The following is a 24,074-nucleotide window of genomic DNA, read 5'->3' as shown; positions in this document are numbered from 1 at the left end:
GGAAGAATAACAGAATGAAAACGTTGAAAAACTGGATTCTAAATCGCCAAGCAGCCGATCACGTTGAGTTAAAAGTCGATGGTCAGCATTTATTCCGCATCTATATCTTAGAATCAGGGCTGTTTCGTGTGCTGATAAAACAGCGCGGTGAACTGGCGCTGAACCGCACTTGGAGTATCGCAACACAAACGGATGTGCCGTGGGAGGGGCGTGACCGTGAAAGCACCGAGGGTTTCACCCGACCTACTTTTGAGCTGGTACAGCGTGATACCGAACTGTGTATCAGCACCGACAAAATGCGGGTCACGGTACATCAGCCGCTGTGGTTAGAGTGGGAATATTGTAACGAGGCCGGTGAGTGGCTGCCGTTGGCGGCAGACCGTCCAACCAGCGCTTATTTGCTGAATGCGCACGGTGATGGCGTTGCCCATTATCAGCGTCGTTTCCCAACCGAAAGCTACTACGGTCTGGGGGAAAAAGCAGGCGATCTTAACCGTACCGGTGGACGCTACGAAATGCGCAATTTGGATGCGATGGGCTATAACGCGGCGTCAACCGATCCGCTGTATAAGCACATCCCGTTCACGATTACGCGCAAAGAAGACGTTAGCTTCGGCCTGTTTTATGACAACCTTACCAGCACCATGCTGGACTTGGGCAATGAGCTGGATAACTACCATTTAGCCTATCGCCGCTATCAAGCGGAAGCGGGTGACTTAGACTATTACATGTTTGTTGGGCCAAAGGTTCTGGATGTCACTAAAGCCTTTGTGCGACTGACCGGTAAAACATTTTTTGGGCCAAAATGGAGCCTCGGTTATAGCGGCTCAACCATGTATTACACCGATGCACCGGATGCGCAAAATCAGCTGATGAAGTTTATCGAGCTGTGTCGTGAGCACGATATTCCGTGCGACTCATTCCAACTGTCGTCGGGTTACACCTCGATTAACAACAAGCGCTATGTATTCAACTGGAACTACGACAAAGTGCCTCAGCCAAAGGTGATGTCGCAGGCTTTCCTCGACGCGGGGATCAAACTGGCAGCGAACATCAAACCCTGTTTGTTACAGGATCACCCTAAGTATCAGGAAGTGGCGCAGCAGGGGTTATTCATCCGTGATTCAGAAGCGGACTGTGCTGAGCGCTCGGTGTTCTGGGATGACGAAGGTTCCCATCTTGATTTCACTAACCCAGCCGCGGTGAAGTGGTGGCAAGACAACGTTACCCAGCAGCTGTTAGAAATGGGTATTGGCTCGACGTGGAACGATAATAACGAATATGAAGTATGGGACGGCGAAGCACGCTGTCATGGTTTTGGCCAAGAAATTGCGATTAAACAGATCCGGCCGGTGATGCCGTTGCTGATGATGCGTGCTTCTTTAGAAGCGCAGCAGCGTTTCACCCCAAATAAGCGACCATATCTGATTTCACGTTCTGGCTGCGCAGGTATGCAGCGCTATGTCCAAACGTGGAGCGGCGACAACCGGACAAGCTGGCAGACTTTGCGTTACAACACGCGAATGGGCGTGGGGATGAGTCTGTCTGGCTTATATAATGTGGGTCATGACGTTGGTGGGTTCTCAGGCGACAAACCAGATGCCGAGCTGCTTGTTCGCTGGGTTCAAAACGGCGTGATGCACCCACGCTTTACCATTCACTCGTGGAACGACGATCACACGGTAAATGAACCGTGGATGTATCCGGCGGTGACGCCAGCCATTCGTGATGCCATCGTGCTGCGTTATCGCCTGCTGCCGTATTTCTATACCTTGCTGTGGCAGGCGAGTGAAAACGATGAGCCGATGCTGCGTCCGACCTTCCTCGATCATGAAAATGATGCGGCGACCTTCGCAGAAACCGACGATTTTATGTTGGGTAAAGATCTGCTGGTGGCGAGCGTGGTGGAGCAAGGACAGCGTCAGCGTGAAATCTATCTGCCTGCCAACGAAAGCGGCTGGTATGATTTTTACACCGGACAATGGTTCAGCGGCGGTCAGACAATCACCGTAGACGCTCCATTAGAGCGCTTGCCGCTGATCGTGCGTGCTGGGGCGATGTTGCCGCTGTCAGGACGTACCGCATTTGTCGATGCTGCCGCAGATGATTCTCGTGAACTGATGCTGTTCCCGCCGATGGGTAAAGGTTGCGATCGCGGCATGCTATTTGACGACGATGGTGAAACCTATGCTTGGCGAGAAGGGCAGGCGCTGTGGCTTAGCTGGGAGATTGCTTCCGATAACCAACGCATAGACGTTACGTTTACCCGCAAAGGTGATTATCAGCCAGCGTGGAAGGAAATCGTTATCCGTCTACCACAAAGCGAGCAGCGTAAGCTGTATGTGAACGGCGTGCAGTGCACAAGCTTTAGCCTTTAAGTCAGTTTAAACCCTTCCCCACCCTAACCCTCCCCTTCACAGGGGAGGGAACCGTTCCGCGACGATAGTAAGATCCTCGAGCTATTGTCAGGAGAGGGAACCGTTCGATGATGTTTGTAAGATCCTCGATCTGCTCCTCCCCCTGCGAAGGGGGAGGCTGGGAGGGGGAATGCCTACTTTATTGTCAGGAGAGGGAACTGTTCCGCGATGATAGTAAGATCCTCAATCTGCTCCTCCCCCTGTGAAGGGGGGAGGCTGGGAGGGGGTCTTGCCAACTCGTTGCCAAAGGAAAGTTGGCAGGGGAATGCTATTTCCACGCCGCTTCTGAAATAATTATTTAACTTAATAAATAAAACTAAATGAATTTAATTTGTTTAATTCTAACTTGCCGTCATTAATACAAACTACTCTCATTTAGGTATTCCCATAAATTAAGAAAATTCATACGAAAGTAATCTGGAAATCTATATTTTCAATTTCTGAAAATAATATATTGCGGAATATTTGTGCTATTTAATTTCCGCTGAATCGGTTTTATTCACATTATTGGTGTTGACCTTCTACTAATCCTTCTCAACTTGATAAAGATCAACCACAACCAGTAGGGTTAATCCTTAGCATTTCCCCACCTAAGCATTCCGCCAGACGAATGCGCATCTAAGGAATACTACGAATGGCTGAGGATAACTTTCTATCCGCTCACGGTGTGAACCGTCGTGACTTCATGAAGTTGTGTGCGGGTATGGCCGCTACACTAGGGCTAAGTTCCAATGCGGCAGCAGAAATGGCTGCGGCAATCACAAATCCACAGAGACCGCCAGTTATCTGGATTGGTGCTCAAGAATGTACCGGCTGTACTGAGTCCCTGTTGCGTGCTACGCACCCAACAATTGAAAACCTGATCCTCAATACTATTTCACTCGAATATCATGAGGTGCTATCTGCGGCTTTCGGACATCAAGCCGAAGAGAATAAACATAACGCGATGAAGCGTTATAAAGGCAAATATGTTCTGGTCGTTGATGGCTCCATTCCGTTAAAAGACGGTGGCGTTTATTGCATGGTTGCCGGTGAACCTATTGTCGATCATATTCGCCGTGCTGCTGCCGATGCGGCAGCGGTTATCGCGATTGGCTCCTGTGCTGCATGGGGCGGTGTTCCTGCTACCGGCGGAAATCCAACCGGTGCTGTCAGCCTCGAAGAAGCCATCGGTAAACCGGTCATCAACATCCCAGGTTGCCCTCCAAACCCGCACAACTTCCTGACGACCGTGGTGTATTACATCACCTACGGCAAGCTGCCTGAGTTAGATAGCAAGCATCGTCCGCTGTTTGCCTATGAACGTTTAATTCACGAAAACTGCGAGCGTCGTCCTCATTTTGACGCCGGACGCTTCGCCAAAGAGTTTGGTGACTACGGTCATCGCCAAGGCTGGTGTTTGTATCACCTCGGCTGCAAAGGCCCTGAGACTTACGGCAACTGCTCAACGTTGGAATTCTGTGACATCGGCGGCGGCATCTGGCCGGTCGGTATTGGTCATCCGTGCTATGGCTGTAACGAGCAGGGCATTGGTTTCACCAAAGGGATTTTCCAACTGGCGAACGTTGAAAACCCAACGCCACGCGTGGATAAACCCGGCGTGGCCAACCGTGAAGGTGGGCATATTTCACCAACGGCGACCGGTTTGATTGGCGGCGCTTTGGGGATCCTGATTGGGGTCAGCTTGATGACGGTACGTGAGCTTGGTCGCCAGCAAAAGCGCCATGAGTCGGAGCGCCAAAACGCTGAGAAAAGCCATGCTGAGCACCACGATTCACGGGGGGAATAACCGTGAATAGAAGAAACTTTCTTAAGTTTGCCTCTGCGGGGGCGGTGGCAGCGGGCACGGTGACATCAAGTACTGCGCAGGCGGCGGTGGAAAACAAACCGCCGATCCCCGGTGCGGTCGGCATGCTGTATGACTCAACGCTGTGCGTCGGCTGCCAAGCCTGTGTGGCCGAGTGTCAAAAGCTGAACAAAAACCAGATCAACCCTAACGGGCCGCAAACGTGGTCTAACAACGACAAATTAACGCCTTACACCAACAACATTATTCAGGTGTGGCAAGACGGTAGCGGCGTTAATAAAGATCAGGTCGAAAACGGCTACGCCTATATCAAAAAACAGTGCATGCACTGCGTCGACCCTAACTGTGTTTCGGTGTGCCCAGTACAAGCGCTGAAAAAAGATCCCAAAACCGGCATCGTGCATTACGACCCAGACGTCTGTACCGGCTGTCGTTACTGCATGGTGGGATGTCCGTTCGACATTCCAAAATATGACTATCACAACCCGTTTGGTGAGATTCATAAATGCCAGCTGTGCGATCAGAAAGGGCTTGAGCGTATCACCAAAGGCCAACTGCCGGGCTGTGTCGAAGTTTGCCCAACCGGCGCGGTTATCTTTGGTACGCGTGACGATCTGCTGGCTGAGGCCAAAAAGCGTCTGGCGGCAAAACCGGGGGTTGAATATGCCTATCCGCGTCAAACTCTGAACGGTGGTGATAACTATCTGCATCCGCTCGCCAAGTATCAGCCGTATGTCTACGGTGAGAAAGAGGGCGGTGGAACGCAGGTGTTAGTGCTGGCGGGGGTGCCGTATGAAAACTTAGGCATGCCGAAACTGGCTGAACTCTCAACCGGCGCACGCTCTGAGCACATTCAGCATACCGTTTATAAAGGCATGATCTTGCCGCTGGTGGTTCTGACGGGCCTGTCGGTCATGATCCGTCGTAACACCAAAAACCACCATGATGGAGATGATGATCATGAGTGAACATAAAGCCAGTCCGTTAGGTGGCCGATTAGTCAGTTGGCCGGTGATGGTGATGGCGCCCTTCGTGGTGCTATGCGGCATTTTCATCCTCAAGCGTTTGATCTTCGGGATTGGCTCCGTTGCCGATCTGAACGGCGGTTATCCGTGGGGACTGTGGATTTCATTCGACCTGCTGATCGGTACAGGTTTTGCCTGTGGCGGTTGGGCGCTAGCGTGGGCGGTATATGTTTTCAACCGGGGTGAATATCACCCGCTGGTTCGTCCCGCGCTGTTGGCGAGCCTGTTCGGTTATTCGTTAGGGGGATTATCGATCACCATTGACGTGGGCCGTTACTGGAACCTGCCTTATTTCTATCTGCCAGGACACTTCAATACGTCGTCGGTGCTGTTTGAAACCGCGGTATGTATGACGGTGTATATCGGCGTGATGGCGCTGGAGTTTGCGCCCGTCGTACTGGAGAAATTTGGCTGGAAAGTGCCAATGAAGTGGCTGAATAAAATCATGTTCTTCATTCTGGCACTGGGCGCTCTGTTGCCAACTATGCACCAATCTTCAATGGGATCGTTGATGATTGCCGCGGGGAATAAAATTCATCCGCTATGGCAAAGCTACGAGCTGCTGCCGGTGTTCTCATTGCTTACGGCATTCATTATGGGCTTCTCCATCGTGGTGTTTGAAGGCTCGCTGGTACAGGCTGGGTTAGCAGGTAAAGGCCCGAATGAAAAACCGCTGTTCTATCGGCTGACGCAGGTTATCGATATTTTCCTGATCCTGTTCGTTGCGCTGCGCTTCGCGGAAATTGTGCTGCGAGATAAGTCAGAGTACCTCTCACAGTGGAACCGCTATTCCATTTCATTCTGGTGCGAAATTGGGCTGATGCTCTTCCCGCTGCTGGTATTCCATTGGGATAGATTCCGCCGCGATTCGCGCATGCTGTTCCTTGGCGCGCTGAGTATGCTGCTGGGTGCTGCGCTGTGGCGTATGAACTACTCACTGCTGGCGTTCAATCCGGGCAATGGTTATCACTATTTCCCAACGTCAGAAGAACTTCTGATTTCAGTCGGCTTTGTGGCGATTGAAGTCTGTGCCTATTTGTTGCTAATCCGGATTTTACCGGTGTTGCCATCGCTTGAACGTGTACATAAAGATTATCAGGCCCGAGGGAAAGCTAAAGTATGAGCCAACGTATCACTATCGACCCGATCACCCGTATCGAGGGCCATCTACGCATTGACTGCGAAATTGAAAACGGCAAAGTCACCAAGGCTTGGTCATCCGGCACCATGTGGCGCGGGATGGAAGAGATTGTTAAAGGTAACGACCCACGCGATGCGTGGATGATTGTTCAGCGTATTTGTGGCGTATGTACCACCATTCACGCGATTGCTTCAGTGCGCGCGGTGGAAAATGCGATCGGCGCTGAAGTACCGGTGAATGCGCAGCATATCCGTAATTTGATCGTGGCAGCGCACAGCATCCATGACCACATTGTGCATTTTTATCAGCTGTCGGCGCTGGACTGGGTGGACATCACCTCCGCGCTGAACGCCGATCCTAAAAAATGCGAAGCCATGCTGAAAGGTGTTTCAACGTGGTCTCTGAATAGCTCGGAAGAGTTCACCAAGGTACAGCAGAAAATCCGCGACTTGGTGGCCAGTGGTCAACTGGGTATTTTTGCCAACGGCTATTGGGGCCACAAGGCGATGAAACTATCGCCAGAAGTGAACCTGATTGCGGTTGCCCACTATCTGCAAGCGCTTGAATGCCAGCGCGATGCCAACCGCGTGGTGGCGATTTTAGGCGGTAAATCCCCACATATCCAAAACTTGGCCGTGGGTGGCGTGGCTAACCCAATCAATTTGGATGCGCCAAGCGTGCTGAATCTGGAACGTTTGATGTATGTGAAAATGTTTATTGAACGTCTGGGTGAGTTCATTGAGCAGGTTTACAAAGTGGATGCGGCAATTATTGCGGCAAACTACCCAGAATGGCTGTCATTGGGCGAAGGCGCGAAGCACTATTTAAGCGTGCCTGAGCTGCCAACTGACGCCAAAGGCGGCAGCTTCCTGTTGCCGGGTGGCTACATTGAAAATGGTGATATGGCTAACTATCGCCCAATCACCAGCCACCGGGATGAATGGTTGATCGACGGTATTGCCGAAAGCTGTAAACACTCTTGGTATAAAGACGATGCAATCTTGAAACCATGGGAAGGCAAAACTGAACCGAACTACACCGGCTGGCAGGATGAAGGTAAGTACTCATGGGTTAAATCCCCAACCTTCTACGGCAAAGTGGTAGAAGTCGGCCCGCTGGCCGATCTGCTGGTGAAACTGGCGGCTAAGCATCCTGATACGGTGAAACACTTCAACGAAGTGAACGGTCTGTATAAAACGCTGAATGGCAAAGCATTACAAACCGAGCAGTTGCATTCCACCATGGGACGCATCATTGGCCGTGCGGTGCGGTGCTGCGTACTGAAAGATACCCTGTTGCAACAGTGGCAGGCGCTGATCGACAACATCGGCAAAGGCGATCACGTTGCCTTTATCAAGCCTGAAATTTTGGAAGATAAAGAGTATCGCGGCGTCGGTTTTGAAGAAGCGCCGCGCGGCATGCTTTCGCATTGGATCGTGATTAAAGGCGGCAAGATCGAAAACTATCAGGCGGTTGTGCCTTCTACATGGAACTCCGGTCCGCGTAACACTAACGACGAGCCGGGCCCGTATGAGCAAGCGCTCATCGGCACGCCTATCGAAGATATCGAAAAACCGTTGGAAGTAGTGCGCACCGTGCACTCCTTCGACCCATGCATGTCTTGTGCGGTGCACGTGGTCGACACGCGCGGTGGCGAAGTGACCAAGGTTAAGGTGCTGTGATGAATACGCTGATCTTAGGTATTGGCAACCTATTGCTCAGCGATGAGGCGGTTGGCGTGCGTATCGTTGAGCGCCTAGAACGCGATTTCCGTTTTCCTGAGGGCGTTGAGCTGATGGATGGCGGAACCGCGGGCATGGAGCTGATGGAGTACATGGCTAGCCGCGATCATCTGATTGTGGCCGATGCGGTACTCAGCGATAGCGCACCTGGCAGCGTCATTACGCTGTGTGACGACGAAGTTCCGGCGTTTTTTAGCCGGAAAATTTCACCGCATCAACTCGGGCTGTGCGACGTGCTTTCTGCGTTACATCTCACCGATGAGTTTCCACAGCGCTTAACGCTGGTGGGCGTGGTGCCAGAGTCTCTGGAGCCGCATATTGGTCTGACGTCGGCGATTGAGGCGGCGATCCCTGTAGCCATGGATCGTATTGTCCAGCTTCTGCGTAACGATGGATGCCAAATCGAGCATAAAGGAGCGGTACATGCCTTCTGAACATGATTTAACGGCCATTGGTGCCGATGAGTTTTGGGGCTTTGAGCAAAATCCTGCCGATCTTTTGGTAGAACAGTACCAACAGATTGCGCAGGACGAGATGGCAACGCTGCCGTTTTATCGTGCCGAAATGCCGATCGCGGTTGAGATGCAGCAGCATGAAGGGCAGTGGCTTGGCACGGTATTAACGCCGTGGATGCTAAGCGTGGTGATTTTGCCGGGGCCGGATCAGGTTTGGTCTTTGCGCAAACTCGGCGAGCGAATTGCGCTTTCCCTGCCGCGTGGCGACATGACGTTCATGGTCGGTGAATTACCTAAAACCGGTCAGCTGTTGTCCTGCTCATTGATGTCGCCGATTGAACCGCATATCAGCGCAGATGAAGGCAAGGCGTTAGTGGCGGATACGTTGAAGATGTTGCTGTCGTTGCCGGTGCAGGATGAAGCTACACCAGTGAGCGTTTCTCGACGAGAGCTATTTTTGCGTAAAAGGTAAGCGTCAATAATCTTATTCAAGGCCGGTATTTACCGGCCTTTTGCATTTTTTTGTCCACCATTTACTGCCAGTGATTATTTAAAATCAGGCAAGAAGCGTTTCACATCGACCTCTTTGAAACGAGAGCGTTCGAAGTGGGCTTTCAAATGGAACGGAACCGTACAGTCAAAGATGGTCTTACATGACATCCCTTCTTGCAAAATGGAGGGGCTGTAGTCTGGCATCTGTGAAGGATCGAGCGGATGGCAGCGAACGCCGGGAATGAAAACGGTATCCACATCGCCCTGATAGCGCGTTTGCATTGCCCACATCACGTCGTCGCTGTCGAAAATATCCACATCTTCATCCACCAAAATGATGTGCTTCAACTCAGAGAACGCCGCGAAAGCCAGCAACGCAGCTTGCCGTTGGCGACCTTCGTCTACGGCGGCGCTTTTCTTAAACTGCATCACCGCCAGTAATTTTCCCCCGCCAGCGGAGTGGGCAAAAACGTTGAGAAGTTTGCCCGGCATGGCGCGTTCAACCATATCTAAAATGCTGGCTTCGGTGGGTATACCCGCCATATTTACATGCTCTTCGCCTGGCCCAATGGTGGTACGCCAGATAGGGTTGAAGCGATGGGTCACGGCCTTGACTTTAATGACCGGCAGCGCGTCTTTGGCCGCACCGGTATAGCCGGGAAATTCAGGCATTGCCTTGCCGGTATTGGTGTTTTGATCTTCACGCAGCCGTACATTGGGCAAGAGTTCGCCTTCAATCACAATCTCGGCGTGGGCAATGGCTTTTTCATTGATGGTTTTGCACTGCACCATCTCAACAGCGTGGCCGCGCAGGGCACCCGCAATACTCAGTTCGTCAAAGCCAAGCGGCGTGGTTGGGGGTTCAAAGCAGGCGGCGATTTCAATTGCGGGATCGACCCCAATGCTGATTGAAATCGGTAATGGTTTTCCCTGCGCTTCAGCCTTCATGCGGAAGGCATCGATGTGGCGACCGGGTGTGAGCCACATCGAAAGCTCGTCGCGGCTTTGCACACATAGGCGATGGATGGTGATGTCAGATTCATGCGTGTCGGGATCGGAGGCGTAGCACAGCCCCATGGTGATATACGGACCGGCGTCTTCTTCGGTGTTAGTTGGTGCTGGCAGCAGTTTGCGTAGGTCAAAATCTGCATCGTCGGCGAAATGAATCACCTGCTGGCACAGTGCTTTATCAGCACCCACCGTCACGGGTGTCACGGCATTTTTCACCGAGTTTCTCAGCAGATGCCCCAGTTTTTCTGGTTCGCAGTTGAGAAAATGTCCTACGCGACTGCGTGAACCATTCAAACCAATGGCGACGCTAATATCGTTGAATCCTTTAATTTTGTTGAACACCATGGCTGGGCCATTTTTACGCGTTGGGCGTAGGCAGGTTCCACCTGCGCCCACGTAGCGATACACGCCAGACAGTTCAGCACACGGATCGACCTCAACGTCGGTCGAGACTAATTCGCCGGGCTGTGTGGCTAGAAAATCCAGCGCGGAACGTAAATCATGAATGGGGTTTTTAATTTTATTATTCGGGGTATTGTCCATTATTCTGCCTTGAGATAAGAGGGAGTTGGTTAGGAATAGATATATTCTTAATTGAATTTCAAGACCAATACCGTTTCGGTCATAGTGGCTATACCGATACTCTCTGTTCTCGCAGCGAAATATTGCCGCGGGGTGTTTGTCAGCGCGGTGTGGCGATGCGAAACTCGTCGGGGCGAAAATGAAAAGGGAAGCGCGTAAGTGGATCTGAAAAGGCTGAAATACTTTTGTAAGGTGGTGGAGCAGGGATCGATTAGCCAAGCAGCAAGGGCGCTGAATATGGCGCAGCCACCGCTGAGTAAAAGGATCCAAGAGCTGGAGGATGAGCTGAACGCTCCGTTGTTTGTGCGCAATGGCAATCGTCTAGAAACAACCGAGGCCGGTTATTATCTTTATCGCAAAGCCTGCGATATTTTACGCCAGATAGAAGATACGGCGCGGGAAACCAAACTTCTCTCGAATCGTGAAACCAAAGTTTTAAAAGTGGGGCTCACGCATCTATTTCAGCGCTATTTTAAGCCGCTGCTCTTGGAATTACACCGGCGTAATCCCGATGCTGAATTACATATTTCGGTGCTCGATTCGAGCTATCTTGAATCGCATTTGAATGAGGGATTAATTGATGTTGCGCTGATCCAAAAGCCTAGAAAATTTGAGGGATTTGACTGCATCACGTTTCCTCCGATCCCCGTTGTGGCAGTGATATCTAACAAGCTGTTAGCGCAAGCGCCTGTTTCGCCATTTCCCTATCTCGCGCTAAGCCAGTTCCCCCTGGTTTTATTGCATCGCGCTAAAGATGCTGGAACCGATGAAATTTTATTGGATCACTTTCATAAAGGCGGCAAACATCCCCATGTGATTATGCATATCACCCAGCCGGAGGCGATTCTAGATTGGATTGAGTCTGGATTGGCCGCGGCGACGCTGCTGCCTGCGTCAGAGGTGGATGCCAGCAAACTCAGCCATAGCTATGTTGTTGAAGTTTTTCCGTCACCGATGGTGTTTTTCCCCGCGCTGGTGAAAACACCCGTCACGCCTTACACCCAAGAGATGATGGAAATTATTCAAGAAGGCTATCCGTTTTAGAAGTGGAGAGAGGGATGGCCGGAAACTCTCGAACGCTTCCGGCCTAGATTATTCGTTGCTCGCGCCGCTGTTATGCGCCTTCGAAGTGATATTTCATATCGGTGTCGTGGGTCATTTGCGTCATGACTTGGCGAGTAAGCTGTTCTGTCAGACTCAGCGCGTCCTGCATCACTTTATCTTCAAACGTCTGTAACACTTTTTGCGCCTGCTGCGGCTGAGACTGATAGAGTTTTAGATACTCTTTTTCCATCGCCGTTTGCTGAACCGCCGTATTTTTCTCAAACTCGGCATAGGCCTTTTCGACCTCAGGTGCATAAGCGTTGTAGTTTTGCATCACGAGCGTTTGCAGCTGGCGATATTTCCAACTTACTGAATCATTGCTGAATTTGTCGGTGCCTTTATCATAGCCAGGAAGATAGTGCTCCATGCCTTGGTAGTAGGGAACATAAACGCTGAGCGACGGCATGCCGATGGCAACGTAGGCCACTTCACCAATGGCTTTAGGGAGTTTTGGCCGCACCTGAAGTACGTGAGATTCTTGGGTGCGGAATACGGAAATCGGGCGATAAGGCTCTTTGGGATTGTTGTTGGCATACGGGTCGTGCGCCGTTCCCTGATAGTGATTACGCAGCGCGGACTGAACATCAGCAACGGAAATTTTATGTGCGGGTTTTAAGAAGACGGGGAACGCGGTGCCATCGGTGATGGTGGTTTTCAGCTCTGGATTGAACATGTGTTGCACTGTCCAAACGCGCGGATAGTTGTAGGTGATATCGTTCTCAACGTCTTGCGAATAGGCTTTATGGAAATCAAACTCGCCGTCTTTGAGGTTGTATAAACCGTGCTGTTCAGCAAAGCTAATCAGCGTTTTTGACCCCAGATAGTTGGCTTTATCCTCAGGGTTATAATTTCTTAACCGTCCCTGATTGGCTGAAACAAAGTATTGGTCACGCGGCAGTTTGGTGGCCATCCATTGATGACCGCTGCCGGTTTCTAAATACCAAACTTCATGTTCATCAACAAAAGCCACGCCAAACCCTTCACCGGCGCCTTTTTCTTCAATGATTTTACCCAGCAGTTCCGCACCTTCCCGTGCGCTATGGATCCTCGGCAGGATCACGTTTTCGATAGCGTCTTCGGTGATGCCGGTTTTTTCTACGTAAGGGTCGAACTTAAGCACCTGCTGACCGTTATAGATGGTTTCGGTTGCGGTCATGCCAACGCCCGCTTCATTAAATCCAACTTCACCCATGGATAAATCGTTGGTGTCAAAATCTGATATCGCGCTGTAGCGCAGCGAAGTTTCCGGCAATGGATAGGTAAAGTCGTTGGCGTGGGACTTAAATTCCCCTTTTTGATGCTCAACCCGAGGATGAATCAGGAAGTGTTTCGGGTTGTTGGCGGAATAGTCTTCATTGCGCGCGACGATAAAAGAGCCATCGCTGGAGGCTTCATTACCCACCAAAATGGTGGTGCATGCCATTGCGGGTGGAACCAGTAGAGCGGGAATGACGGCGGAGAGAATGTGTTTTTTCATCGGAATGGTGGCCTTTCGTCATGCGTGAGAGAAGTTTTTTAGGCTTTTAACCTATGCCTCTGATTTTGATATGACAATGAACGGGCACGATTCTGTTGGAGGGTGGCTGTCTGGTTTTATGGCCAGATTGGCCGGTAAAGTGTCCATTTTCGTGAGGCGCTAGGCCGCGAGGTGGCGAAAAAAACAGCTTTATTTGTGATTAAAATCACAATAAAATGTAATCATATAAACACGTCACTTTGTATTTGTGATGCCAGTCAATGAATATCCTGTTCCCATCGGTAAACTACTTTTTTGAATACGTGAGATTTCCATCATGAATGTTTTGGTTGCTATTGCCATCACCACCGGCATCCTTTCTGGCATTTGGGGCTGGGTCGCCGTGAGCCTTGGCCTGTTAAGCTGGGCGGGTTTTCTCGGTTGTACTGCCTATTTCGCCTGTCCGCAGGGCGGATTAAAGGGTTTTGGCATCAGCCTGTGCACGCTGCTGAGCGGCGTATTCTGGGCTGAAGTGATCATTTATGGTGGGGCTCTACGCCCAGAGTGGACGATCCTAGGCTACGTACTGACCGGGATCGTGGCTTTTCTGATGTGCATTCAGGCGCAACAGCGCTGGCTGGCATTTGTACCCGGTACCTTTATCGGCGCGTGTGCAACCTTCGCAGCAAACGGCGATTGGCAGATGGTGGTTCCTTCGCTGTTAGTGGGCTTAGTTTTTGGCTATGCGATGAAAAACAGCGGATTGTGGCTGGCGGCACGTAAACAGCGTCAGGCAGATCGGCAAAAAGTGGAAGCGCAGGCAGAAGCGGCGAGCCAAGAAGTTCATTAATCCGCATTTTTTTCCCTTCAAATGTTAACAGCTGGCGGGTTTTTCACCACTTACTCGCTGGCTGTGGCGATAACTCTTCTGGTTGCTTTCCTTCTTATCAATCCACCGTATAATTCTTCACTTCTTCTTAAAGCCGCTCGAGGTTGTCGTGGTTCATCTTTCCGTCCTGGTAGAACGCATCATTCCTTTGTTACGCCAAGCCGCTGCCGAGCAATCGGGGCTGGTACGTATTGCGCTGCCTTGCAGTTTGAAAGATGGAACACAAATGCTGGAGTGGTTGGCGTCGCAGCCGCTGTTCCCGCAATTCTATTGGCGACACCGCGATGGCGCAGAAGAAGCCGCGGTGTGTGGTGCGGTGCGCACGTTTACCGACGCCGAGCAGGCTCAGAAATTTGTGCAAGAAAATGGCTGCCCTGAGCTACGTATTTGGGGGCTAAACGCGTTTGGTCAAGTTGAGCTGGATGGCTACGGCACGATTAACAGCCTGCTGTTTTTGCCGCGCATCGCGCTGATGCGTCATGCCGGTAAGGCGGAGCTGGTGGTGTACCTGTACGGTGAGGCATCGCTGAAGCAAGATCTGGAGCTCGCGCTGCGTGATTTAGCTGCGCTGTGCGCCATTCAGCCATTGCCGATATTACACACAGACGTCCTCGCTGCACATCATCAACCCGATCATGATGCTTGGTGTGATTTACTCAACAATGCGCTGGCCGAAATTGAGCACAAAGCGTTTGAAAAAGTGGTACTGGCACGCCGTACCACGTTAAAACTTTCGCTACCGCTGCGCGCCGCCCAATTTTTAGCGGCAAGCCGTGCGGTTAACCATCGTTGCTATCACTTCATGCTGGCGCTAGCGCCGGAGCGGGCGTTTTTAGGTTCTTCGCCGGAAAGATTGTATCGTCGCCAAAACCTATCGCTGGAAACGGAGGCCTTGGCAGGCACCGTAGCCAGCGGCAATAGCGATGCCCAAGCGCAAGAAAACGCGCAGTGGCTGATGTCAGACCGAAAAAACCAGCACGAAAATTTATTGGTGGTGGATGATATTTGCCAGCGCTTGCAGGGTGGGGCGCAAGCGCTCGATGTGATGCCAGCTGAAATTATCCGTTTGCGTAAAGTTCAGCATTTGCGTCGGCCTATCCATGCCACGCTGGTGCAGTCGAACGATGCTGATTGTCTGCGCCGCTTGCAGCCTACCGCTGCCGTAGCCGGATTACCGCGTGAACCCGCGCGCCAGTTTATTATGCAGGATGAACCTTTCGATCGCGGCTGGTATGCGGGCTCGGCAGGTTATTTGTCGCAGGATCAGGCTGAGTTTGCCGTGGCATTGCGCTCGGCGCTGATTGAACATGACCATATCCACCTGTATGCCGGAGCGGGTATCGTAGCGGGATCGGATCCCGAACAAGAGTGGCTAGAGATTGAAAACAAAGCGGCTGGTTTGAGAACTCTGCTGGAAAGTGATATTTCGCTATAATCTGGTTAAATATTGCGCCGATCATAAGGGCTCCGTGTCGCGAGTCTTTATGGCGCATGCTGTTTCCTTCCATTACCTCCCTTTCTTATCTTTGCAACTCAAAAGTCAGAGAGATCTCCTGACTTCATATACTCCCCTTAGCTGATTGTGGTCTTGTGCTCGCTGGTGTAACATATTGCACGCATAATCCCTTTTGATTTTCTTTCAAAAACATGAAGTTACTCTACGTTATGGTTTTGTAAGACATAGTTTTGTAAGACCTTCAAATTGCGAACAAATTAACGGCTTTATCATTCTCGAGCCCAGATGGGTTTCGGGGAGTGGACTAAGCTGAGAAAACCCTTTTTTAACCAGACTGCTGAGCCGCCATGTCGACAAGTGTATTTAACCGCCACTGGGCCGCGTTGTTACTGGAGGCGTTAACCCGCCACGGTGTTCGCCATATCTGTATTGCTCCCGGCTCCCGTTCTACGCCACTGACGCTTGCGGCGGCGGCTAATTCCCAGCTTATTTGTCATACGCATTTTGATGAGCGGGGCTTGGGCCATTTGGCGCTTGGGCTGGCGAAAGCTTCCGGCGAGCCGGTTGCCGTTATTGTCACATCGGGCACAGCGGTTGCGAATCTGTATCCTGCATTGATTGAAGCAGGCCTGACCGGTGAACGTTTGGTCATGCTGACCGCCGATCGCCCGCCAGAGCTTATCGACTGCGGTGCTAATCAGGCCATTCGTCAAAACGGTATTTTTGCATCTCATCCTAAACAAACCCTGAATCTGCCAAGGCCGACGCCTGATATTCCCGCTCGCTGGCTGGCTTCGGCTATTGACAGCGCGATGGCGCAGCTGAGCCACGGCGCATTACATGTGAACTGTCCTTTTGCTGAACCGCTGTACGGTGATGACGATGGTTCCGCCGATGCGTGGTCGAATACCCTCGGTGAATGGTGGCAGGATCCTCGTCCGTGGCTGCGCGAAACAGATCTGCATGCGCGCACTGCGGTAAAACAGCCCGACTGGTTTTACTGGCGACAAAAACGCGGTGTGATCTTAGCAGGCAGAATGAGCGCCGAAGAGGGCGATCAAGTTTCTCAATGGGCTGAACTGCTCGGCTGGCCGCTGATTGGCGACGTCTTATCGCAGAGCGGCCAACCTTTACCGTGCGCGGATTTATGGCTGGCGAATCCAAAATCTCAGGCGTTATTAGCGCAGGCGCAGGTGGTAATCCAATTTGGCAGCAGCCTAACGGGTAAGCGTTTGTTGCAGTGGCAGGCCAGTTGCGAACCGCAAGAATATTGGTTGATCGATCCGCTGGAAGGGCGGTTAGATCCAGCGAATCACTATGGCCGCCGCGTGATCGCCTCTATCGCGGATTGGTTGGCGCTGCATCCCGCGCAGCCGCGTGCGCCGTGGGCACCAGAGTTGGAACTGTTGGCAGATACTGCCCAGCAGTGCGTGACGGAATATCTGGATGAACATTTTGGCGAGGCGCAGGTCGCCCAGCGTATTCCTGAACTATTGCCTGAAAATGGTCAGCTGTTCGTGGGTAATAGCCTGATTGTTCGGCTGATTGACGCGTTTGCTCAGCTTCCCGCGGGATATCCAGTTTATAGCAACCGTGGTGCCAGCGGCATCGACGGGCTGATTTCTACCGCCGCGGGCGTGCAGCGTGCCACGGCGAAACCAACGCTGGCGATCGTTGGCGATCTCTCCGCGCTTTACGATCTCAATGCGTTAGCGCTGTTGCGTCACTGCTCTGCGCCAACGGTGTTTATCGTGGTGAATAACAACGGCGGCCAGATTTTCTCCATGCTGCCAACGCCAGAAGCCGAGCGTGAACGCTTTTATTTGATGCCGCAGGACGTGGAGTTCCAGCATGCTGCCGCGATGTTCAAACTGGCCTATGCCCAGCCACAAAGCTGGGATGAGCTGGTTGATGCGGTGCAGCAAGGTTGGCGTCGTGCGGGGGCCACGCTTATTGAGCTACAGGTTTCCCCTAGCGAAGGTGCGGAAACGCTGCGCGATCTGCTTGCTCAGGTAAAAGCGCTGTGATTTTGGCCGCGACGCACATCCTTTGCGGTTCAAACATTGCGGCTCAAACGCAGGCGGGATCTTCTCCGACTTTAGTTTGGTTACATGGTTTTCTGGGCGAGGGGAATGAGTGGCGGGCTTTTGCCTCTCAGCTACCCGAGTTTTCGCATCTGTTGGTCGATCTTCCCGGCCATGGTCACTCGGCGCAACTCTGCGTAGACGGTTTTTCCGCCGTGGATGCCGCTTTGCAGGCTACCTTGGCGCATTATGATATTTCATCCTATGCGATGATTGGCTACTCATTGGGCGGGCGTGTGGCCATGTACCATGCGGCTCAGCATCCTAAAGGATTAAAAGCGTTGCTGGTTGAAGGCGGTAATCCGGGATTGAAAACGCAAGCCGAGCGGGTGGCCAGAATTGAAAACGACGCACGCTGGGCAGAACGTTTTCGCCAACAGCCGATGTCGGATGTGCTTCAAGCATGGTACCGCCAACCGGTATTTGCCGAACTGAGCGAGCCGGAACGTCACCGCTTGGTGACACTGCGCGCGGCGCAGAACGGCGAACCTTTGGCTACAATGCTTGAGTCAACGTCGCTGGGCAAACAACCCTTGCTCACCGAGCCGCTGAAAACGCTGGCTATTCCCTTTGTCTATTTATGCGGTGAGCGTGATGCTAAGTTTCAGCAGCTTGCCGCCGAATCTGATTTGCCGGTGCGAACGATTGCAGGTGCCGGACATAACGCACATCGTGCGAATCCTGACGAGTTTGTTGCTCAGGTGCGCGACTTTTTTACCCCACTTCTTTAACAGGAATCTGACTATGCTGTATCCAAGCGAACAAGAGCTGTATGCACCGATTGAGTGGCAGGACTGCTCTGCTGATTTTGAAGATATTCTCTACCATAAATCGGCAGACGGTATCGCTAAAATCACCATCAACCGCCCACAGGTGCGCAACGCTTTCCGCCCTCAGACGGTTAAAGAGATGATTCAGGCGATGTCTGATGCTCGCTATGACGACCATATCGGCACCATCATTCTGACCGGCGCAGGCGATAAAGCGTTTTGCTCCGGCGGTGACCAAAAGGTTCGCGGCGACTACGGCGGCTATAAAGATGCCAGCGGTACTCATCATCTGAACGTGCTGGATTTCCAGCGTCAAATTCGTACCTGTCCTAAGCCAGTGGTCGCTGCGGTAGCGGGTTACTCCATCGGTGGCGGCCACGTGCTGCACATGATGTGCGATTTGACCATTGCGGCAGAAAACGCGGTCTTTGGTCAGACTGGGCCTAAAGTCGGTTCCTTCGACGGCGGCTGGGGCGCTTCTTATATGGCTCGCATCGTTGGCCAGAAAAAAGCGCGTGAAATCTGGTTCCTGTGCCGTCAGTACAATGCACAAGAAGCGCTGGATATGGGCTTGGTTAACACCGTGGTTCCTTTGGCCGATCTGGAAAAAGAAACCGTGCGTTGGTGTCGTGAAATGCTGCGCAACAGCCCAATGGCACTGCGCTGCCTGAAAGCTGCCTTGAACGCAGACTGCGACGGTCAAGCCGGTCTGCAAGAGCTGGCGGGTAACGCAACCATGCTGTTCTACATGACCGATGAAGGTCAGGAAGGACGCAACGCGTTTAACGAAAAACGTGAACCCGATTTCTCTAAATTCAAGCGTAACCCATAATGCGACAGGTCACACTTTACCGTTACAGCCTGCCTATGGATGCAGGCGTCATTCTGCGCAACCAGCGGCTAAAAACTCGTGACGGGTTGATAGTGTGCCTGCGCGAGGGTGAACAGGAAGGCTGGGGCGAAATCGCCCCTTTGCCTGAGTTTAGTCATGAGACGTTAGAACAGGCGCAGGAAGCGGTGCTGGCTGATTTGCAGCAGTGGGCCGAAGGCCAGCAGCCTAATGAAAATGCGCTGCCTTCGGTGGCCTTTGGTTTAAGCTGCGCGTTGGCTGAGCTTTCAGGCGCGTTGCCAACGGAAGCTAACTATCGCAAAGCCCCTCTGTGCTCCGGCGACCCAGACGAATTGTTTGCGGTGCTGCAAGCTATTCCTGGCGAGAAAGTGGCCAAGGTGAAAGTCGGTTTGTATGAAGCGGTGCGCGACGGCATGGTGGTTAACGTGCTGCTCGAGGCATTGCCCGATCTGAAACTACGTTTGGATGCTAACCGTAGCTGGACACGGGCTAAAGCCGATGGGTTTGCTAAATATGTGAATCCTGAATGGCGCAACCGTATCGCATTTCTGGAAGAACCGTGCAAAACCCGCGATGAATCGCGTGATTTTGCGCGCCAAACCGGCATTGCGATTGCGTGGGATGAAAGCGTGCGTGAGCCTGATTTCCGCGTTGAAGCCGAAGAGGGCGTGGCGGCCATTGTTATCAAACCGACCTTAACCGGAAGTTTGCAGCGCTGTCAGCAGCTAATTTCTCAGGCGCATCAGGTCGGTCTGGACGCCGTTATCAGTTCTAGCATTGAATCGAGCCTTGGGCTGACTCAACTGGCTCGCGTAGCTGCATGGTTGACGCCCAATACGGTGCCCGGTTTGGATACGTTAGATCTGATGCAGGCTCAGCTTATCCGCCCTTGGCCGGAAAACACCTTACCGTTGCAGGACGTTTCTTCATTAGATGTGGTATGGCGTTCTTAGGATGACAGCAACGATTTATCCTGCGTTTACCGACTGGCCTTGGCAGCACTGGGCCAGTCACACTCCCGAACATACGGCGTTGCTCCTAGAGAGTACGCCGGTGAGCTGGCGGGTTTTGAACCAAAAAATCGGTCAGTTAGCCTCAAACTTTATGCACCAAGGCGTCACGTCTGATGCCATCGTCGCCGTTCGAGGCAAGAACAGCGCTGAGCTGCTGCTGGCTTATTTAGCCGTTTTGCAATGCGGCGCACGGGTTCTGCCGCTGAACCCGCAACTGCCCGATCCTTTGCTGACTGAGCTTCTGCCTCTGCTGAATGTCGATTATGGCTATAGCTTAGACGCTGAGTTTTGTTGGCCAAAGGGTATCGCTGTGCTGAGCGCGTCGAATGGCGATCCTGTTGAATTACCGTCGTGGCAAGCGCAGCGATTGGCTACGCTGACGCTAACCTCGGGTTCAACGGGCATGCCGAAAGCCGCTGCGCATAGTTTTCAGGCGCATCTGTCCAGTGCGGCGGGTGTTTTGTCACTGATGCCCTTCGAGCAAGACGATAGCTGGCTGCTTTCATTGCCGTTATTCCATGTTTCTGGACAGGGCATCGTGTGGCGCTGGTTACTTGCTGGCGCAAGCTTAGCGGTGCGCAATATGCATCCGCTGGATGACGCGCTACGCGGCTGTACTCACGCATCGTTAGTGCCTACCCAGCTGTGGCGTTTGTTGAATCAGCCTGAAACCACGCTGACGCTGAAAGATGTTCTGCTCGGCGGCGCGATGATCCCGGTTGATTTAACCGAGCAGGCAGAAGCCCGTGGTATCCGCTGCTGGTGCGGTTACGGTTTAACCGAAATGGCATCAACCGTATGTGCCAAACGCGCCGATGCTTTACCCGGCGTTGGGCTGCCGTTAACGGGGCGTGAACTGATGCTGGCTGACGGTGAAATTCTGCTGCGGGGCGATAACATGGCGTCTGGCTATTGGCGCGATGGGCATTTATTCCCGTTAGCCGATGCAGACGGCTGGTTTCATACCCGCGACCGTGGCGAGATGCAGAATGGCGAGCTGAGAATTATTGGCCGACTCGACAATCTGTTTTTCAGCGGCGGTGAAGGCATTCAGCCCGAAGATGTTGAGCGCGTGTTGCTGACTCATCCTGATATTCAGCAGGCGTTTGTACTGCCGGTGGACGACTGTGAGTTTGGTCAGCGGCCGGTTGCGGTGATTGAAGTTCGGGAAGGGCTAGATTTGTCCTCGCTTGCGCAGTGGACTCAAGGCAAGCTCGCTCGATTTCAACAACCTGTTCGTTATTACCTGCTGCCAGAAGCGCTAAAACAAGGTGGGATTAAAATCTCACGCAAGCAGATAGCCAATTGGCTGGCAAACGTTGAATAAGATAGAAAAAAACAGGAGCCTAAAGGCTCCTGTTTGCATTTGTAGTTTCAAGCATGCGAGAGAACGATTACTGTCCTAATGCCTTCATGATACCGGCCGCGTAGTCAGGGTGGATCTGCGCGAAATGGCACAGAGCACGTTTCTGAATAGCTTCAGGCACCTGAGACAACTCGCCTGCGATACGGGTGTACATGCGCTGATGTTCTTCTTCACTCAGTAAATTAAACAGTGCACGAGGCTGAGTGTAGTGGTTGGTATCTTCGCGATGGTTCCAGTGATCGGCCGCACCCTCAATGCTTAACGGTGGTTCGCTGAAATCAGGCTGTTCTTGGAATACACCAAAGCTGTTTGGCTCGTAGGTTGCACCGTTGCCGCTGTTGCCGTCAACGCGCATTGCGCCGTCGCGATGATAGTTATGGAACGGACACTGTGGCGCGTTCACTGGGATTTGGTGATGATTGACGCCCAAACGGTAGCGGTGCGCATCGCCGTAAGAGAACAGACGACCCTGCAACATTTTGTCTGGAGAGAAGCTGATCCCAGGCACCACGTTGGCTGGGTTCATGGCAACCTGCTCGATCTCCGCAAAATAGTTGTCTGGGTTACGGTTCAGTTCGAAGTAACCGACATCCATCAGTGGATAGTCTTTGTGTGGCCATACCTTGGTGAGGTCAAACGGGTTATAAGGCGTTTGCGCCGCTTCTTTCTCTGGCATGATCTGCACCTGCAGATTCCAGCGAGGGAAATCTTTGCGTTCGATAGCATCGTACAGATCGCGCTGTGAGCTTTCACGGTCTTTACCGATCAGCGCTTCAGCTTCGTCATCCATCAGGTTTTCAATGCCTTGCTGGCAACGGAAATGGAATTTAACCCAGAAACGTTCATTGTCGGCATTGATAAAACTGAAGGTGTGGCTACCAAAACCGTGCATGTGACGGTAAGACTTAGGCAGACCACGGTCGCTGAAATCGATGGTGAGCTGGTGGAAGGCTTCAGGCAGCTGCGAGAAGAAATCCCATTTGTAGACTGGGTTACGCAGGTTGGTGCGCGGGTCACGTTTTACTACGTGGTTCAAGTCAGGGAATTTCAGCGGATCGCGCAGATAGAACACCGGCGTGTCGTTACCCACCAGATCCCAGTTACCTTCTTCGGTATAAAACTTCATGGCGAAGCCACGAATATCGCGTTCTGCGTCGGCAGCGCCACGTTCACCGGCAACGGTTGAGAAACGCACCATCATTGGGGTTTGCTTGCCGATTTCAGAGAAAATTTTTGCGCGTGTGTATTGAGTAATATCGTGCGTCACGGTGAATGTACCGTGTGCGCCAGAACCTTTGGCGTGCATACGGCGCTCTGGAATGACTTCACGATCAAAGTGGGCCAGTTTCTCGAGGAACCAGACGTCCTGTAACAGCATAGGGCCGCGTGGGCCTGCTGTAATCACGTTGTTATTGTCAACAACGGGCGCGCCTGCGGCGGTGGTCAGTCCTTTTTTGCTCATTACTTCTCTCCTTCATCAAGAGTCAGTGAATTGCTTCAACCGGGTGATACCTTTCGTTTCAGGGCAGACGTGCTTTTGTGCCTATCACTCAGGTATTGCTCTTCAGCTAAATCCAAAATATGTAGCTGACATAAAAAGATTGCTCTCGGAAAACCGGCTTTCCATAAGTGTTCCGTGAACCAATCTAATCAATATTTGTAGACCTCTTAATGATCTCACGCAAATAGTTAAGGGTTATTAACCAGATTGCTAAAAGTTATCAGACACATAATTGGTTAATTTTTTTACAAAAATTAGAGAAGTTTTCTCTGGCTCTCGTTGATGATTGGTTTAAACTCTCGCGCACCGGAACCTGAGAACCGGGCTATTTTTTTAAGGATAATCACTAGATGAAGAAGATCGTTTTGGGCTGCGCATGTGCCGCTCTTTTTTCTGCCACGGCAGCAAATGCTATGAGTATTCATGGTCAAGCGGGTGAGCATTACACGAACGTTGAAGCGGGCTTTGGCACGGAGTCAACCGGTTTGTACTCCACGCTGAACTGGGCACATAACGACGACGATGGTGATGTTGCAGGCCTCGGGCTGGGCGTGAATCTGCCATTGGGGCCACTTCTTGCCAACGTAGGTGGCAAAGCGCTTTATTTAAACCCGAAGAAAGACAGCAGCGACGGTTATGCGATTGCCGTTGGTGGTGGTCTACAGTGGCCATTAACAAAAAGTTTCTCTCTGTACGGTGAGGGATACTATTCGCCAGATTCGTTGTCCAGCGGCATTAATGATTACAAAGAAGCGAGCGCTGGCCTGCGCTGGAGCGTGATTCGCCCTGTGACGATTGACGTTGGCTATCGCTATATTGAAATGTCGGGCAAAGACGGCGATCGTAATAACGTCGTGGCCGATGGTGCTTATGTCGGTGCCGGTATCGGTTTCTAAGCAACCGCGATAATTTC

Annotated in this window: 18 protein-coding genes and 1 pseudogene; 16 read left to right on the top strand and 3 right to left on the bottom strand. The window is 52.0% G+C overall.

What is annotated here, in order from left to right:
- Positions 1 to 14: 14 nt before the first annotated feature.
- From DSM2777_RS17950 to hybE, 7 genes and pseudogenes are all read left to right on the top strand, one after another.
- The gene (locus DSM2777_RS17950; RefSeq protein ID WP_061554747.1) at positions 15 to 2,378 is read left to right on the top strand and encodes a glycoside hydrolase family 31 protein; all 2,364 of its coding nucleotides are present in this window, start codon (positions 15 to 17) and stop codon (positions 2,376 to 2,378) included.
- 673 nt (positions 2,379 to 3,051) lie between these two features.
- A complete protein-coding gene (gene hybO / locus DSM2777_RS17945) occupies positions 3,052 to 4,206 on the top strand; it encodes a hydrogenase 2 small subunit (RefSeq protein WP_046459282.1) in 1,155 nt (384 codons plus the stop codon).
- Between the two features lie 2 nt (positions 4,207 to 4,208).
- The gene (hybA, locus tag DSM2777_RS17940; protein ID WP_046459283.1) at positions 4,209 to 5,192 is read left to right on the top strand and encodes a hydrogenase 2 operon protein HybA; all 984 of its coding nucleotides are present in this window, start codon (positions 4,209 to 4,211) and stop codon (positions 5,190 to 5,192) included.
- Positions 5,185 to 6,427 (top strand): annotated as a pseudogene (gene hybB, locus DSM2777_RS17935) (Ni/Fe-hydrogenase cytochrome b subunit). The gene hybA and the pseudogene hybB overlap by 8 nt, the downstream one beginning before the upstream one ends.
- Positions 6,369 to 8,072 carry a hydrogenase 2 large subunit gene (hybC, locus tag DSM2777_RS17930; protein WP_061554746.1) on the top strand — a complete coding sequence of 568 codons (1,704 nt, stop codon included), beginning with the start codon at positions 6,369 to 6,371 and terminating at the stop codon, positions 8,070 to 8,072. Before hybB ends, hybC begins: the two are co-directional and overlap by 59 nt.
- Positions 8,072 to 8,566 carry a HyaD/HybD family hydrogenase maturation endopeptidase gene (locus tag DSM2777_RS17925; RefSeq protein ID WP_046360241.1) on the top strand — a complete coding sequence of 165 codons (495 nt, stop codon included), beginning with the start codon at positions 8,072 to 8,074 and terminating at the stop codon, positions 8,564 to 8,566. The genes hybC and DSM2777_RS17925 overlap by 1 nt, the downstream gene beginning before the upstream one ends.
- Complete coding sequence (gene hybE, locus DSM2777_RS17920; protein ID WP_061554745.1) at positions 8,556 to 9,059, top strand: hydrogenase-2 assembly chaperone; 504 nt, start codon at positions 8,556 to 8,558, stop codon at positions 9,057 to 9,059. Before DSM2777_RS17925 ends, hybE begins: the two co-directional genes overlap by 11 nt.
- 74 nt (positions 9,060 to 9,133) lie before the next feature.
- Here hybE and DSM2777_RS17915 read toward each other — a convergent pair whose 3' ends face one another.
- Entirely contained in the window at positions 9,134 to 10,633 is a 1,500-nt protein-coding gene (locus DSM2777_RS17915) for a UbiD family decarboxylase (RefSeq protein WP_061554744.1), read from the bottom strand.
- Between the two features lie 198 nt (positions 10,634 to 10,831).
- Here DSM2777_RS17915 and DSM2777_RS17910 point away from each other — a divergent pair, with 198 nt between their 5' ends.
- Positions 10,832 to 11,716, top strand: a complete 885-nt coding sequence (locus tag DSM2777_RS17910) for a LysR family transcriptional regulator (RefSeq protein ID WP_061554743.1) — start codon at positions 10,832 to 10,834, stop codon at positions 11,714 to 11,716.
- A 70-nt stretch (positions 11,717 to 11,786) separates the two neighbouring features.
- Here the strand turns inward: DSM2777_RS17910 and DSM2777_RS17905 are convergent, their stop codons facing one another.
- Positions 11,787 to 13,253, bottom strand: a complete 1,467-nt coding sequence (locus DSM2777_RS17905; RefSeq protein WP_061554742.1) for a C69 family dipeptidase — start codon at positions 13,251 to 13,253, stop codon at positions 11,787 to 11,789.
- A 316-nt stretch (positions 13,254 to 13,569) separates the two neighbouring features.
- Between DSM2777_RS17905 and DSM2777_RS17900 the strand changes: the two genes are divergently transcribed.
- The 7 genes from DSM2777_RS17900 to menE all read left to right on the top strand — a co-directional run bounded on the left by DSM2777_RS17900 (position 13,570) and on the right by menE (position 21,621).
- On the top strand, positions 13,570 to 14,082 hold the full coding sequence (locus tag DSM2777_RS17900) for a DUF1097 domain-containing protein (protein ID WP_046459293.1): 513 nt from the start codon (positions 13,570 to 13,572) through the stop codon (positions 14,080 to 14,082).
- 148 nt (positions 14,083 to 14,230) lie between these two features.
- Positions 14,231 to 15,556: an isochorismate synthase MenF gene (menF, locus tag DSM2777_RS17895; RefSeq protein WP_061554741.1), complete on the top strand. Its 1,326-nt coding sequence runs from the start codon at positions 14,231 to 14,233 to the stop codon at positions 15,554 to 15,556.
- A gap of 368 nt (positions 15,557 to 15,924) precedes the next feature.
- A complete protein-coding gene (menD, locus tag DSM2777_RS17890) occupies positions 15,925 to 17,604 on the top strand; it encodes a 2-succinyl-5-enolpyruvyl-6-hydroxy-3-cyclohexene-1-carboxylic-acid synthase (RefSeq protein WP_061554740.1) in 1,680 nt (559 codons plus the stop codon).
- A gap of 17 nt (positions 17,605 to 17,621) precedes the next feature.
- Positions 17,622 to 18,392: a 2-succinyl-6-hydroxy-2,4-cyclohexadiene-1-carboxylate synthase gene (menH, locus tag DSM2777_RS17885; RefSeq protein ID WP_061555432.1), complete on the top strand. Its 771-nt coding sequence runs from the start codon at positions 17,622 to 17,624 to the stop codon at positions 18,390 to 18,392.
- A 13-nt stretch (positions 18,393 to 18,405) separates the two neighbouring features.
- Positions 18,406 to 19,263: a 1,4-dihydroxy-2-naphthoyl-CoA synthase gene (menB, locus tag DSM2777_RS17880; RefSeq protein WP_025797973.1), complete on the top strand. Its 858-nt coding sequence runs from the start codon at positions 18,406 to 18,408 to the stop codon at positions 19,261 to 19,263.
- On the top strand, positions 19,263 to 20,234 hold the full coding sequence (gene menC / locus DSM2777_RS17875; protein ID WP_061554739.1) for an o-succinylbenzoate synthase: 972 nt from the start codon (positions 19,263 to 19,265) through the stop codon (positions 20,232 to 20,234). Before menB ends, menC begins: the two co-directional genes overlap by 1 nt.
- A 1-nt stretch (position 20,235) precedes the next feature.
- Positions 20,236 to 21,621, top strand: coding sequence for an o-succinylbenzoate--CoA ligase (gene menE, locus DSM2777_RS17870; protein ID WP_237087788.1), 1,386 nt, complete (start codon positions 20,236 to 20,238; stop codon positions 21,619 to 21,621).
- Between the two features lie 67 nt (positions 21,622 to 21,688).
- Here menE and DSM2777_RS17865 read toward each other — a convergent pair whose 3' ends face one another.
- Complete coding sequence (locus DSM2777_RS17865; protein ID WP_061554737.1) at positions 21,689 to 23,122, bottom strand: catalase; 1,434 nt, start codon at positions 23,120 to 23,122, stop codon at positions 21,689 to 21,691.
- A 389-nt stretch (positions 23,123 to 23,511) separates the two neighbouring features.
- Here DSM2777_RS17865 and DSM2777_RS17860 point away from each other — a divergent pair, with 389 nt between their 5' ends.
- The gene (locus tag DSM2777_RS17860) at positions 23,512 to 24,057 is read left to right on the top strand and encodes a YfaZ family outer membrane protein (RefSeq protein ID WP_061554736.1); all 546 of its coding nucleotides are present in this window, start codon (positions 23,512 to 23,514) and stop codon (positions 24,055 to 24,057) included.
- Positions 24,058 to 24,074 lie beyond the last annotated feature (17 nt).

It is taken from the genome of Obesumbacterium proteus (genome assembly GCF_001586165.1).
Classification (GTDB): domain Bacteria; phylum Pseudomonadota; class Gammaproteobacteria; order Enterobacterales; family Enterobacteriaceae; genus Hafnia; species Hafnia protea.
The sequence above is the reverse complement of the archived record's forward strand: the minus strand, read 5'-3'. Positions and strand labels throughout refer to the sequence as shown.

Excerpts from the sequence above, each read along its gene's own strand:
- menD (WP_061554740.1), top strand. The coding sequence starts at position 15,925 with ATGTCGACAAGTGTATTTAACCGCCACTGGGCCGCGTTGTTACTGGAG.
- menB (WP_025797973.1), top strand. The coding sequence starts at position 18,406 with ATGCTGTATCCAAGCGAACAAGAGCTGTATGCACCGATTGAGTGGCAG.
- hybO (WP_046459282.1), top strand. The coding sequence starts at position 3,052 with ATGGCTGAGGATAACTTTCTATCCGCTCACGGTGTGAACCGTCGTGAC.
- DSM2777_RS17950 (WP_061554747.1), top strand. The coding sequence starts at position 15 with ATGAAAACGTTGAAAAACTGGATTCTAAATCGCCAAGCAGCCGATCAC.
- DSM2777_RS17915 (WP_061554744.1), bottom strand. The coding sequence starts at position 10,633 with ATGGACAATACCCCGAATAATAAAATTAAAAACCCCATTCATGATTTA.
- DSM2777_RS17900 (WP_046459293.1), top strand. The coding sequence starts at position 13,570 with ATGAATGTTTTGGTTGCTATTGCCATCACCACCGGCATCCTTTCTGGC.
- DSM2777_RS17860 (WP_061554736.1), top strand. The coding sequence starts at position 23,512 with ATGAAGAAGATCGTTTTGGGCTGCGCATGTGCCGCTCTTTTTTCTGCC.
- DSM2777_RS17905 (WP_061554742.1), bottom strand. The coding sequence starts at position 13,253 with ATGAAAAAACACATTCTCTCCGCCGTCATTCCCGCTCTACTGGTTCCA.
- menC (WP_061554739.1), top strand. The coding sequence starts at position 19,263 with ATGCGACAGGTCACACTTTACCGTTACAGCCTGCCTATGGATGCAGGC.
- hybE (WP_061554745.1), top strand. The coding sequence starts at position 8,556 with ATGCCTTCTGAACATGATTTAACGGCCATTGGTGCCGATGAGTTTTGG.
- menE (WP_237087788.1), top strand. The coding sequence starts at position 20,236 with ATGACAGCAACGATTTATCCTGCGTTTACCGACTGGCCTTGGCAGCAC.
- hybC (WP_061554746.1), top strand. The coding sequence starts at position 6,369 with ATGAGCCAACGTATCACTATCGACCCGATCACCCGTATCGAGGGCCAT.
- DSM2777_RS17865 (WP_061554737.1), bottom strand. The coding sequence starts at position 23,122 with ATGAGCAAAAAAGGACTGACCACCGCCGCAGGCGCGCCCGTTGTTGAC.
- DSM2777_RS17925 (WP_046360241.1), top strand. The coding sequence starts at position 8,072 with ATGAATACGCTGATCTTAGGTATTGGCAACCTATTGCTCAGCGATGAG.